Genomic DNA, 14452 nt, shown 5'->3' on the forward strand with positions numbered 1-14452 from the left:
AATTTCTCTAGAGATCCTGAATTAATGAAAGCATTCTAAAACAAAATACTTATACTATTCTACTCTAAAAGCATTACTTTTACTTTTAAATAATACATTACTCGTGAAAATTTTCTCTAAAGAACAAATATATGAAGGTGATAAGTTAACTGCCCAAAAGCAGAAAATTACCTCTACAGAATTAATGGAACGTGCAGGCATACAAATTTTCAATTGGTTGCATGTTAGAATGCAAGGAGCTCAAGTTCCTATTCATGTGTTTTGTGGTATCGGAAACAATGGAGGAGATGGCTTGGTTGTTGCCAGACACTTAATAGCTCATGGCTATAATGTAAAGACCTATATTGTAAATTATAACGATAAACGTTCGAAGGATTTTTTAGTGAATTATGATCGCATTAAGGAAGCTACAAAGGAATGGCCTACAATGCTGAAATGTCAAGAAGATTTTCCTCAAATCCATAAAGACGATATCATTCTTGATGCTGTTTTTGGTATTGGTTTAAATCGTTCGATTGATGATTGGGTAACACAATTGTTTATACATTTTAGAACTAGTCAGGCTTTTACACTTTCAGTTGATATTCCTTCTGGAGCGTTTACAGATCAAGTTGTAGATAATGAAAATAGTGTTGTTTGGGCAAACCATACCTTGAGTTTTCAATCTCCTAAATTAATATTCTTTTTGCCAGAAACAGCTCAATATTCGTTGCAATGGGAAGTTTTAGATATTGGAATTGATAGAGCGTTTTTATTCAATACTGAAACGGAAGCTGTACTTATTGGAAAGCATGAAGTTTTACCAATGTATCAGCCTCGAGAAAAGTTTTCAAACAAAGGTACTCATGGTCATGCATTGATTATTGGAGGAAGCTACGGAAAAATTGGAGCTTCGCTTTTAGCTAGTAGAGCAGCTTTAGCCTCAGGAGCAGGATTGATAACTGCCTTTGTTCCTAAATGTGGTTATACCATATTACAAACAGCTTTTCCTGAAGCGATGGTGATTACAGATAATGATGAAAATTTGATTACTGATATTCATTTTGATATGCAGCCAAAAGTTATTGGTATAGGAATTGGTATGGGAACAGATTCAAAAACGATTGTAGCTTTAGAAAAATTCTTAAAAAAGAATGACACACAATTAGTTGTTGATGCTGATGGATTAAACATGCTTTCTAAAAAGAAATCGTTATTAAAATTATTACCTAAGCAAACTGTTTTAACGCCACATCCTAAGGAGCTAGAACGTTTAATAGGTAAGTGGCAAGACGATTTTGATAAGCTAGAAAAGACAAAATCATTATCAAAACAATATGATGTAATTGTAGTTGTAAAAGGTGCAAATACCATAACGGTTTACCAAGATAAATACTACATTAATACCACTGGAAATCCAGGTTTAGCAACTGCAGGAACAGGAGATGTGTTAACAGGAATTATTACAGGAATGATGGCACAAGGCTATGATGCTTTACAAGCCACGCTATTTGGTGTGTACCTTCACGGAAGGTCTGCTGATATCGCTGTTGAAGATTATGGTTATCAAAGTTTAATTGCTAGTCACATCATTGAAACGCTTGGAGACGCATATATAGATTTATTCAAACAACCAGAACAACCTGAAGTAGAACAAGAGCGAAATGAGAATCAATAGTTTAAATCGTGATAACAAAAAAGGTCGTTCTAAATAGAGCGACCTTTTTTATTTTGATAAATTAGAGTTTATACATTCAGTTTTTCCTCTAGCAATTCAACCAATTTTGGATTTGAAGGTCTAGGTGCATCAGGACTTACAATATTTCCATCAGGATCTATAAGAATAAAACGAGGAATACCATTCACTTTATAATTTCTGACAAAATCAGATAGCCAAGCCTTGTCAGAAAATAATTGAATGCCTCCAAGTTCTTTATCCTTCACCATTTTTTTCCACGATTCAAAAGCCTTCTCTTTAGTTCCGCTACGTTTTTCATCATCAACAGAAATACTTACAAACTCAATATCTTTTCCATGAAACTTTTTTTCTACTTCTTTTAAAGAAGGAATTTCACGTTTACAAGGACCACACCAAGTTGCCCAAATATCAACATATACATATTTCCCTTTCAAGTCAGAAAGGGAAGTTGTTCCACCATTGTAATTAATATAATTTTCAAAAGTTGGAGAAGGCATACCTTCTGGAAGCGCTTTGCGTAAAGCAATCTTTCCAGATAAATAGTTTTTTAAAGATTTAATAGTGCCTTCCATATTCTTTTCACCATCAGCTTTGTGTAAAGAATCGACACCTTGATATTTGGTTTCAAGATTTTTGAAACCAGTTTTATAATCTGAAATAGCTTTATTTAGATGCTCCTCATTTGGGTTTGCAAATAAATCATCTGTAAAATAAGTATTAGATAGTAAGTAGGATTGAATCACATAGTTATTAATATCTGCACCATCTCCTTTATAAACTAAGGTATTATCAAAATCATTATAGTCTGTTTCGATAGAAGATTCATAACCGTTTTTTAAATAAATCGATCCAAATTCATCACCATGTTTAATAGAATAATCACCTTCTGCTACCTTTAACGTATCACTAAAAGTACCATCTTCGTTAATGGTAATAACTTTTTCAAATTCTTTTCCTTGAAATACTTTTAAAGTTTTGCTTTCATGCGGATTCAAAATTTTACCATTTAATGTGACATAGTCTTTAGGTGTTTCTTTACATGCAAATATGGATAAAGCGCATAATGCGACTAACAATCTTTTCATTTGAAATAATTTTAAGTTTCATCAAAAATAACAGATTACGGTCATTTTGTTTACATTTTATAAATTATTAACATTTGTTGCATACTATATATGTATTGTTGATTTTTGAAAAAATAAAAAGACATAATGAATACAGTACATAAAATTTCTTCTGAAACTCTAGATATATCAACAATTCATGACATTGTTTTTCAGCAAAAGAATATAGAATTATCTTCTGAAACCATTCAAAAAATTTCTAAATGTAGAGCATATCTTGATGCAAAGATGGATCAACATGAAGATCCAATTTATGGTATTAACACAGGTTTTGGATCTTTATGTAACGTAAAGATTTCAAAAGATAAGTTAACACAACTTCAAGAAAACCTTGTAATGTCTCATGCATGTGGAGTAGGAGATTTAGTATCAAAAGAAGTCGTTAAATTAATGCTGTTTTTAAAAATACAATCACTTAGTTATGGACATAGTGGTGTGCAACTCGAAACAGTTGAACGTCTTATTTATTTTTATAATAATGATATTTTGCCTATAGTTTATACTCAAGGTTCGTTAGGAGCTTCTGGAGACTTAGCTCCTTTAGCACATTTGGCTTTACCATTAATAGGAAAAGGAGAGGTGTATTACAAAGATGAAATTTGTAATACTGAATCTGTATTGAAAGAATTAAAGCTAAATCCAATTAAACTTCAATCTAAAGAAGGTTTAGCCTTACTAAATGGCACTCAATTTATGAGTGCTTATGGTATTCATTTACTTTTAAAGTCATATAAACTGTCGTATATGGCAGATTTAATTTCGAGTATTTCCTTAGATGCTTTTGATGGAAGGATTGAGCCATTTAATGAACTTGTTCATTTGGTTAGACCTCATAATGGTCAGTTAAAAACAGCAGAACGAATAAGAGAGTTTCTTGATGGCAGTGAGTTGATTAGTCAAGAAAAAACAGAGGTTCAAGATCCATATTCGTTTAGGTGTATTCCACAAGTTCATGGAGCGACTAAAGACACACTAACCTTTGTAAAAAAGACGTTCCTCACTGAAATTAATTCGGTAACAGATAACCCAAATGTTTTTGTAGATGAAGATAAAATTATCTCTGGAGGAAATTTTCACGGACAACCTTTAGCATTAGCACTAGACTATCTTAAAATAGCTATAGCAGAGCTGGGAAATATTTCTGAACGCAGAATTTATCAATTGATATCTGGTTTGAGAGGATTGCCAGCTTTTTTAGTAGACAATCCTGGTTTAAACTCTGGTTTTATGATTCCTCAGTACACAGCGGCAAGTATTGTTAGTGCTAATAAGCAATTAGCAACTCCAGCTAGTATTGATAGCATAGTATCGAGTAATGGACAAGAAGATCACGTTAGTATGGGAGCAAATGCAGCTACTCAAGCTTATACATTAATATATAATGTAGAGCGTGTTTTGGCTATTGAATTATTTAATGCGTCACAGGCAATACACTTTAGAGCACCTAAACAGTCATCATCTCTAATTAATTCTTTTGTAAATAGTTATAGAGAAACTGTTCCATTTATAAAAGAAGATGAAATTTTTAATGAAAAAATAAAAACTTCAATACATTTTATCGAAGATTTTAGCATAGAAAAAGAATTACTTTTCGACTAAATGCAAGAAATTATTGCTTAACGGTTTAATGTAATAAAAAACATGAAATTTATTTGGCAATCAATATTTTATCTTCTACTTTTGAATGTAAGTTTTGATGAATTTGATTCATTTTAGCTTCTTAAAAGTAAAGCGAAAGCAATACTTTTATGATCTTACCAAAAATTGTTTGATAGCACAACAATTGATTATTAGCACATTTATTTAGAACTAGAATTTCGAGTTCTACTCAGGTAAACTGTATTTTTTGTATACAGTTTATCACAAAGTTTTAAGCTTCAACACGATTTGAAAAATTGTGTTTTTAGCTGGCAATAAAGTATTGTCACAAATAAATATGTTAAGATAATTTTAATTTAAAACCAAATGTTATGTTTATGAGCAATTTTACCCGAAGTGGTAGTCCCGCCAAATTATGGCAGTCTATCACAAATTTATCGTGTTGTAGCATTGATTTTAATACTAAACTAAGGAGTAGTGTAAAGGCGATAGCCTTTATGATGCTTTTTGCGTTTAGTATAAGTACAATCAATGCACAAAGCCTAGAAAGAAGTACTTTCTATGATGTATGTCAAGCTGATGCTCCATCAGGTCCAAGTGATTCAGATGTAGCGAACTTGTATTTAAACCAATGTGGAGATATTCCTGTGGAAGTTAACAGAACTGTTAACATGTCAGGAAATGACTGTGCTTGGACTGTTGAATACGCGTTTGATATCAAATGTGGTGCCTTTGAAGATGAAATTAAGTTTACATATTCTGGAGGAGATATTGCACCACCATCATTAAATGATGGAGCGCAAGTTCCAACAGGAGCATCAGGAATGAATTTATGTTTAGCCCAAGCTCCAAGTGGACCAAAAGTAACTCAAATAGCAGGATTGTATTCAGACAATTGTGGTGAAGTTGTAGTTCAGAAATTTGGTTCTCCAGAAGGAACAGATTGTGAATGGACAGCAAATTACAAGTATATAATTATGGATACTTGTGGTAACATGATTGACGATTTAGATATCAATTATAGTGGTGGAGATAATCAAGCACCACAATTAAATAAAGGAGCTCAAATTCCAACAGGTCAAACTGGCTTAAATTTATGTTATGATGAAAAGCCTTTAGGTCCTACTGAAGCAGAAATTGCAGCTTTATTTTCAGATAATTGTGGATCAGTAAACGTGAACAAAACGTTAGCAACTGAAAAAGGTAATGACGATTGTAAATGGTTATCAGCATTTCAATATACCATCCAAGATGATTGTGGTAATTTTGCTGAGCCAATCTTTATAGAGTATATGGGTGGAGACTCAGAAGATCCTGTATTAAGTGGAGTTCCTGCTAATACAGAAGTATCTTGTATTGATGAGATTCCAGAACCAGCTAATGTAACAGCTACAGATAATTGTAAAGATAATATTCAAGTAATTTTAACAGAAAATAATGATAATTTAGGATTAGCTTGTGAAGGTGGCGAATTAATCAGAACATGGACTGCAATAGATGATTGTGGCAATATGGTTTCTGAAAGTCAAACAATTGTAGTTTTACCAGCGCCTATGGCTGAATTTGAGCCAGTTTCACCTGAAACCATTTCATGTGAAGAAGCTTTTGCATTCCAAGCTGAGGATTTATTATACAGTAATGGTATCTCAAAGAGTGCTTGTTCAATTCAAGGATCAGTTCCAGGAACTGCAACACCTAATTTCACACTTTGTGGTGGAGAAATTGTTGTAAATTGGACTTACACAGATGAATGTGGACGTACTATAAATGCAGAAAAACTTTACACAGTTTCACCTGCACCAGCTGCAACATTAGATGTAGTTGAGAACTTTGAATTAAGTTGTGCAGATGCAGCAGCTTATGTAGCAGCTCCATTAGGATATTCAAATGGTTTAGAAGGTGATTGTGGAATCAATGGTTCGGTAGAGCCACTTCAAAAGAATCAGTTTGATGCTTGTGGAGGGAAAATCCTTGTAGATTATGTTGGAGAAGATTCATGCGGAAATCCATTAAATGCAACATTAGACATTACAGTATTACCAGCACCAGCGCCAGTGTTTGATGCTATAGATGTAGAGTCTGAATTATCATGTGCAGATGCAAGTACATACGTAGCTGCAGCATTAAACTATTCAAATGGTTTAGAAGGAGAATGTAATATCAGTGGTTCAGTAGAACCAGTTCAAACAAATAATTTTGATTCATGTGGTGGAACAATTACAATCACTTGGAATGGTCAAGATGAATGTGAAAACCCACTAAGTGCTAGTGTAGACATTAATGTTTTACCAGCACCTGAAGCAGTGGTTTCTACACCAGAATTCCCGTCAAATATTGCATGTTCAGATGCAGCAGGATTTGATGCAGCTGATGCAACATATACAAATGGAGGATTAGATGCTTGTGAGATTTCAGGATCATTAGAAGCTAATATCGTAAAAGAGTACGATTCTTGCGGTGGAAAAATCACTGTTACATATAATGGCGAAGATGAATGTGGTCGTCCATTAAGTGCTGGTCCATTTGATATTGATGTAGATCCAGCGCCTGAAGCGGTAGTTTCTACACCAGAGTTCCCATCAAATATTGCATGTTCAGATGCAGCAGGATTTGATGTAGTTGATGCAACATATACAAATGGTTTATCAGATGCTTGTGAGATTTCAGGATCATTAGAAGCTAGCATTGTAAAAGAATATGATTTATGTGGTGGAAAAATCACTGTTACATACAATGGTGAAGATGAATGTGGTCGTCCATTAAGTGCTGGTCCATTTGATATAGATGTTGATCCAGCGCCAGAGGCAAGTTTTGATGTTGAAGAACATGAAGACATTACTTGTTCAGAAGCAGCAAACTACCAAGCAGGTTCATTAGGATACTCTAATGGAATTGAAGGAGAGTGCGGAATAAATGGTGAAGTAGATGGCGTTTTAAGTGGAGAATTTACTGCTTGTGGAGGATTGTTATATGTTGATTGGAGTTATACTGATGAGTGTGGAAGAACAATTACAGCAAGAAAACAATTAAAAGTTACTCCAGCTCCAGCTCCAACTTTAGATGTAGTTGAAGATTTTAATTTAAGCTGTTCTGCTGCTGATGGATATCTAGCAGAACCATTGAACTATTCAAATGGATTAGATGGAGATTGTAATATTTCAGGTTCTTTAGAACCAGTTCAAACTAATAATTTTGATGAGTGTGGTGGAACAATCACAGTAACATGGGATGGAGAAGATATTTGTGGTAACTTATTAAGTGCTTCACAAACGATTACTGTAGATCCAGCTCCAATGGCTGAGTTTATTAACCCGTCACCAAGTATTGAAGTTGCTTGTGATTTAGCAGACGATTATATTGTTAATGATTTAGATTACTCAAATGGTTTAGAAGGGACATGTGGTATCAATGGTTCAGTTCCAGGAGTGTTAAGTGGAAGCTATGATGCTTGTGGTGGTACACTATATGTGGATTGGAAATTTGTTGATGCTTGTGGTCGTGAGATTGAATACACAAAAACAATTACAGTATTACCAGCTCCAGCACCTGAAGTAACTACTCCAGAATTCCCAAGCAATATAGCTTGTGCTGATGCAGCGAACTATTCTGCTGCTAATGCTACTTATACAAATGGTTTAAGTGGATTATGTGAATTATCAGGAGAGATCGAAGCAGATGTCGTAAAATCTTATGATGCGTGTGGAGGAACAATCACAATTAATTATAGTGGAGTAGACGCATGTCAAAACCCGCTAAGTGCAGGACCATACACAATAGTAGTAGATCCAGCACCAGCACCAGAGGTTACAGCACCACAGTTCCCAAGTAACATAGCGTGTGCAGATGCAGCAGGATTTATGGCTGATAATGCGACATACAGCAATGGCTTAGAAGGGACAGCATGTGAGATTTCAGGAGAGATTGAAGCAGATGTTGTAAAAGAATACGATCAGTGTGGAGGAATGATTACAATAACTTACACAGGTAAGGACATTTGTGATAATGACTTAAGTGCAGGACCATACACAATAGTAGTAGATCCAGCACCAGCACCAGAGGTTACAGCACCACAGTTCCCAAGTAACATAGCGTGTGCAGATGCAGCAGGATTTATGGCTGATAATGCGACATACAGCAATGGCTTAGAAGGGACAGCATGTGAGATTTCAGGAGAGATTGAAGCAGATGTTGTAAAAGAATACGATCAGTGTGGAGGAATGATTACAATAACTTACACAGGTAAGGACATTTGTGATAATGACTTAAGTGCAGGACCATTTGTAATTGAAGTTAAACCAGCACCAGCACCAGAATTCTATCCAATAGATGATGATAGTATTGCTTGTGAGGATTTAGCAACTTATACTCCAGAATACTTAGGATATAGTAATGGTATTGATGGACCATGTGGAATCAACGGAGAAGTTCAAGGAGTTGCAGAACCATTTGATGGAAGCTGTGGTACTTTTGAAGTTAATTTCTCTTATGAGTCTTGTGGTGTAACAATTACTGCATCTCAAACAATTACAGTAATTGATGAAACGGCTCCAGTATTAGTTGGTGAGTTACCTCAAGGTATGTCAGATGTTGATGCTTGTTTATCAGGAGCTCCAGCTCCACCTACTGAAGAGTATATTGAAGGATTATACTCTGATAATTGCGGAAATGTAAATGCAACTTTAACGATTGTATCTCCAGAAGAGAATACAGATTGTTTATGGGCTGTATTATACAGATATACAATTGAAGATGATTGTGGAAACTTTGCAGCACCAGTTAAGATATATCATAATGGAGGTGATAATACACCACCAGAATTGGTAGGAGACTTACCAGAAGGTGTTACTGGTTTACAATGTTTAAGCGAAAACCCTGGAGAACCAGATTTAGCACAAATTGAAGCAGCTTATACAGATAACTGTGGAGATGTAATAATCACACCATTTAAGGTTTTCATCGCAGGTGATGATTGTGGTTGGACTGCTACTTACGAGTATGAAATTAAAGATACTTGTGGAAATAAATTGCCAAACTTGGTAATTGAAAATAGTGGTGCAGATACAATGGCTCCTGAGTTAGAAGGTGAGATTCCAATGGGATCTAATACAGTTAATGCTTGTAAAGATTCTGATTTAGGTGAGCCTACTGAAGAAGAGATTGCAGCATTATTCTCAGATAACTGTGCAGAGCTTACTGCTGATAATGTATTAAAAGTAGAAAAGCTTTCTATCGGAAGTGATTGTGAGTGGATTAGAGTGTTTGAATACACAGTTTCTGATAACTGTAATAATTCTTATCCAACATTCAAAATCAACTACCAAGGTGGTGATTCAGAAGGACCAATGTCAACTGGAGAATGTACAGATGAAGTAATGGTGCTTAATACACATGAATGGGATGGATTAGCATGTCCTCAAGCTGCAAGTATATCACTTGTTGATGGACAGGAAATTTCTGTTGATACTCCATGGACTGTAGCTGGAATTCCTGCTTCAGAAATAGGATCAATTTATGGATGTTATACTGATAACTGTACTGCAGTTGAAGACTTAGCGTTCAAAGTAATTGGACTAGTAGAAGATAAAGGAGATTGTTCTACGACACTTACTGTTACTTTTGATGTTTTTGATAGCTGTAGAAATAAATCAGTAGATCCATTAGTATGTACATTTATTATAAATGATACAACTGCACCAGTATTAGAATGTCCAGCAGACGAAGACTTTGGTCTTGTTGAAGAAACTCCAACAGAGTTTGCTGATAAAGCAGCTTGGACAGATAATTGTCAAGGTTCTGGTGAAACTGAAGTATATGTAGATTCTGATATTTCAGAAGATCAAGGAGAACTTGTTTATGATGAAGGTGATTATGTATTTACTTTCCAAGCAGGTTACGTATTGACTTTAGGTGGTCTGCCAACAGGTACTATAAATGATTATCCATATTACTCTGGAGTAATTACAGATTACAATGGAAACGTGTTGCCAAGCTATGGTACTTTTGAAGTTATTTATAGCTTAAATGATGGTGAGTATAAAGTAATGCAAGACTTTGGTAATGGTCCATTTGTAGCTGGTACAGCAAGTGCAGATGCATTTGAAACTTGTGATCCTAATGCATGGAGTTTTGATGAGCAAGATGGTCATAATAAAGCATTTACTTTAGAATGTCCTAAATATTCATACACTACAAACTATACTTTAGTACGTACATTTATTGCTGATGATGGTTGTGGTAATACGTCTGAATGTGATGTGACTTATACTTGGTCAATTAACAATAGTGATCCAGTATTTAGAAACAATACTTATTCTACTGTAGTTAAAGAAGATAAGATTGACTTTAAAGCGTATCCAGTACCATTTGATAATGAAGTAACTATTTCTTATGTATTTGGTTATAAAACAGATGTGACTATCGAGTTATTTGATACAAAAGGATTGTTAGTTACAAGTGTAACTAATACTAGATATGTTTCAGGTGCTACAGATAAAACTAAGTTAGATTTAACCAAGACACCTAGTCAAGTGCTTTATGTGAAGTTAACTACGAACAGAGGTACAGTTACTAAGAAGATTGTGTCTTCAGGTAGATAGTATCATAAATAATTAGGAAAACTTCCTAAGGGTAAATAAAAAAAGGCAGCTAGTAATAGCTGCCTTTTTTAATTGTAAAATGTTTTGTTATTGAGATAAGAAGAATTGTAAATATCTATTAACAGAGGTACTACCTGTTATTCGTTAAAACGGTTATCATTTAAAGTACTTATAAAAAAAACTAGTGCGCTCTGAAGTTGTGATTTAAAAAATCTTATTTAAAGTTGATTACATTCAATAGCTAGCTTTGTTTAATTGTAAAAATAAAATTATGTGTGCTGAGATGAAGTGTTAGTGCACAACAACTTGACTAGCCCAAGTAGTGGCTTCATCAATAGTATCAAAAATTTCAAAAGGTTTGTTTAAAAACAGCTTCTCGATTTCAGCATTTCGTTTTGCCTTATAATCTGAAGAGACAACACAAAAACCAGCTAAGTTTTCAATTTTTGAAGTTTCTCTATACACAGCTGGATCTACAGCGTAAGAATTAAGTCTATGTGTGATGTATACAAATGGTTTATTCTTGTAGTATGTATCAGCAACGTTAAGTAAAACTTCATTATGCTTAGGAGTTACTGTAACGCCTTCATTTATAATAACAATCATGTGGTTATCATAAATATGCATAGTACAAAAATCATATTTTAAAACATCTGTCATACCTAAAGTTACTAATTCCTAAACTAGAAAGCAAAAAAAATACGTCTTGAAATTTCAAGACGTATTCAGTTTTAGTGTCAAAAGTTATGATTCGGAGTGCTTTTTAGGTTTTTCAATTTTTATGGTCAATTCGTTAGACTTTGTATCTATATCCATAATAATTTTATCACCTTCTTGTATTTGAGAGTTTATAATCTCTTCTGCTAAAGCATCTTCAATATATTTTTGAATAGCACGTTTTAAAGGTCTTGCTCCATATTGCTTATCAAATCCTTTATCTGCTATATAATCTTTAGCTTTATTTGAGAGTTCAAGTTGATAGCCTAAATCTTTAATACGTTTGATTAGTTGTGCTAATTCAATATCAATAATTTTATTAATGTCTTCTTTTTCTAAGGCATTAAAAACCATAACATCATCAATTCTGTTTAAGAATTCAGGAGCAAATGCTTTTTTTAGAGCGTTTTCAATTATACTACGACTATTTTCATCAGCTTGTGCATTTTTTGCAGCAGTTCCAAAACCAACACCTTGTCCAAAATCTTTTAATTTACGAGCTCCAATGTTAGACGTCATGATAATGATTGTATTTCTAAAATCAATTTTACGACCTAAACTATCAGTCAGGTATCCATCATCTAACACTTGCAGAAGCATATTAAAGACATCTGGATGCGCTTTTTCAATTTCATCTAGAAGCACAACAGCATAAGGTTTACGTCTTACCTTTTCAGTTAACTGTCCACCTTCTTCGTAACCAACATATCCTGGAGGTGCTCCAATTAAACGTGAGATAGCAAATTTTTCCATGTATTCACTCATGTCTATTCTAACGAGCGCTTCTTCGCTATCAAATAATTCACGAGCTAGCACTTTTGCTAACTGTGTTTTACCAACACCTGTTTGTCCTAAAAAGATAAATGAACCAATTGGCTTGTTTGGATCTTTAAGTCCAGCACGATTACGCTGAATCGCCTTAACAACTTTAGCTACAGCTTCATCTTGGCCTATAACTTTACCTTTTATAAGTTCTGGTAATTGGGCAAGCTTGTTACTTTCGGTTTGGGCAATTCTATTTACAGGAATTCCAGTCATCATTGAAATAACATCAGCGACATTGTCTTCTGATACAATTTCTCTATGTTGTTTGGTTTCCTCTTCCCATTTTTCTTGAGCTACAGCCAATTCTTTTTCAAGACGCTTTTCATCATCTCTAAGTTTAGCAGCTTCTTCATATTTTTGCTTTTTAACAACAGTATTTTTTGTCTCTTTAACTTTTTCAAGTTTTTTTTCGAGTTCTAAAATTTGTTTCGGAACATCAATATTAGTAATGTGTACTCTTGATCCAGCTTCATCTAAAGCATCAATTGCTTTATCTGGTAAAAAGCGTTCAGTCATATATCTATTTGTCAATTTTACACAGGCTTCAATAGCTTCATCTGTATAATCAACATTATGATGCTCTTCGTATTTTCCTTTAATATTATTAAGGATTTCAATAGTTTCTTCTACAGTAGTTGGTTCGACTATAACTTTTTGAAAACGACGCTCTAACGCACCATCTTTCTCTATATATTGTCTGTATTCATCTAAGGTTGTTGCTCCGATGCATTGAATTTCTCCACGTGCTAAGGCAGGTTTAAACATATTTGATGCGTCTAAACTTCCAGTAGCTCCACCAGCTCCAACTATAGTGTGAATTTCATCTATAAATAGGATAATATCATCATTTTTTTCGAGTTCGTTCATAACGGCTTTCATGCGTTCTTCAAACTGTCCACGATATTTCGTTCCAGCTACAAGACTTGCTAAATCAAGTGTAACAACACGTTTGTTGAATAGAATACGTGATACTTTACGTTTCACGATTCTAAGTGCTAATCCTTCAGCAATAGCAGATTTACCAACACCTGGTTCACCAATTAATAAAGGGTTGTTTTTTTTGCGTCGACTCAATATTTGAGAAACACGTTGTATTTCCTTTTCTCGTCCAACAACTGGATCAAGTTTACCTTCTTCTGCTAACACAGTCAGGTCTCTCCCAAAGTTATCTAAAACAGGTGTTTTAGATTTCTTAGTTGATTTTGAACTTGATTGACCAAAAGGGTTTTGCTTTGAGTCATCATCTTCTGTAGGTTCATCATCAGAAAAAGATTCTGCTTTTGGTTCTTCTATAAAATCATCATCGTTTGTTATCATAAATTTGAATTGTTCTTTAACATTATCATAATCCACTTTTAACTTATTTAAAAGTTTGGTGGTTGGATCGTTTTCATTTCTTAAAATGCACAATAATAAGTGTGCAGTATTAATAGAGGTGCTTTGAAAAAGTTTGGCTTCTAAAAATGTAGTTTTTAAAGCACGCTCTGCTTGTCTAGTCAAATGAAGGTTTTTCTTTTCATTTGAAGTTACTGTAATGTTAGGGTTAGCAGGACTTAAAATTTCTACTTTTCGTCGTAAGTGATTCAAATCAATTTCTAAAGCTCCTAGTATATCAATTGCCTTGCCGCTACCATCTCTAAGTAAGCCTAGCATCAAATGCTCTGTACCTATAAAATCATGACCTAGGCGCAAAGCTTCTTCTTTGCTAAACGCAATTACATCTTTAACTCTTGGGGAAAAATTATCATCCATAGTAAACTCTTTCTGCATTAAAAATAATAAAAACAAGTATATAAAGGCAAAAACTATACCTTAAAATAAATTATTAGTCTAATAGACTAAAAAAACTTTACATATTCAAAGTATTTGGCATGTAACTTATTAAAAAAAAGCATCAAATTTTGTTAATAAAA

The 14452-nt window shown here is 34.0% G+C and carries 6 protein-coding genes; 3 read left to right on the forward strand and 3 right to left on the reverse strand.

Annotation, left to right across the window (positions count from 1 at the left end; translation table 11 throughout):
- Positions 1-103: 103 nt before the first annotated feature.
- On the forward strand, positions 104-1657 hold the full coding sequence (locus ACP15M_RS00275) for an NAD(P)H-hydrate dehydratase (protein ID WP_425075160.1): 1554 nt from the start codon (positions 104-106) through the stop codon (positions 1655-1657).
- A gap of 68 nt (positions 1658-1725) precedes the next feature.
- Here ACP15M_RS00275 and ACP15M_RS00280 read toward each other — a convergent pair whose 3' ends face one another.
- Positions 1726-2763, reverse strand: a complete 1038-nt coding sequence (locus ACP15M_RS00280; protein ID WP_425075161.1) for a TlpA family protein disulfide reductase — start codon at positions 2761-2763, stop codon at positions 1726-1728.
- Between the two features lie 126 nt (positions 2764-2889).
- Here ACP15M_RS00280 and hutH point away from each other — a divergent pair, with 126 nt between their 5' ends.
- Both hutH and ACP15M_RS00290 read left to right on the forward strand, forming a co-directional pair.
- A complete protein-coding gene (gene hutH / locus ACP15M_RS00285) occupies positions 2890-4401 on the forward strand; it encodes a histidine ammonia-lyase (protein WP_425075162.1) in 1512 nt (503 codons plus the stop codon).
- Between the two features lie 377 nt (positions 4402-4778).
- On the forward strand, positions 4779-10997 hold the full coding sequence (locus tag ACP15M_RS00290; protein ID WP_425075163.1) for a hypothetical protein: 6219 nt from the start codon (positions 4779-4781) through the stop codon (positions 10995-10997).
- A 291-nt stretch (positions 10998-11288) separates the two neighbouring features.
- Here the strand turns inward: ACP15M_RS00290 and ACP15M_RS00295 are convergent, their stop codons facing one another.
- Positions 11289-11657 (reverse strand): hypothetical protein, encoded by a 369-nt coding sequence (locus ACP15M_RS00295; RefSeq protein WP_425075164.1) that lies wholly within the window; start codon positions 11655-11657, stop codon positions 11289-11291.
- A gap of 84 nt (positions 11658-11741) precedes the next feature.
- Positions 11742-14291 (reverse strand): ATP-dependent Clp protease ATP-binding subunit, encoded by a 2550-nt coding sequence (locus ACP15M_RS00300; RefSeq protein ID WP_425076051.1) that lies wholly within the window; start codon positions 14289-14291, stop codon positions 11742-11744.
- Between the last annotated feature and the right edge of the window lie 161 nt (positions 14292-14452).

Origin of the sequence: Psychroserpens sp. S379A, assembly GCF_049800755.1 — a bacterium.
Taxonomy (GTDB): Bacteria; Bacteroidota; Bacteroidia; order Flavobacteriales; family Flavobacteriaceae; genus Psychroserpens.

Coding starts and splice junctions, on each gene's coding strand:
- ACP15M_RS00280 (WP_425075161.1), bottom strand. CDS start 2,763: ATGAAAAGATTGTTAGTCGCATTATGCGCTTTATCCATATTTGCATGT.
- hutH (WP_425075162.1), top strand. CDS start 2,890: ATGAATACAGTACATAAAATTTCTTCTGAAACTCTAGATATATCAACA.
- ACP15M_RS00290 (WP_425075163.1), top strand. CDS start 4,779: ATGAGCAATTTTACCCGAAGTGGTAGTCCCGCCAAATTATGGCAGTCT.
- ACP15M_RS00295 (WP_425075164.1), bottom strand. CDS start 11,657: ATGACAGATGTTTTAAAATATGATTTTTGTACTATGCATATTTATGAT.
- ACP15M_RS00300 (WP_425076051.1), bottom strand. CDS start 14,291: ATGGATGATAATTTTTCCCCAAGAGTTAAAGATGTAATTGCGTTTAGC.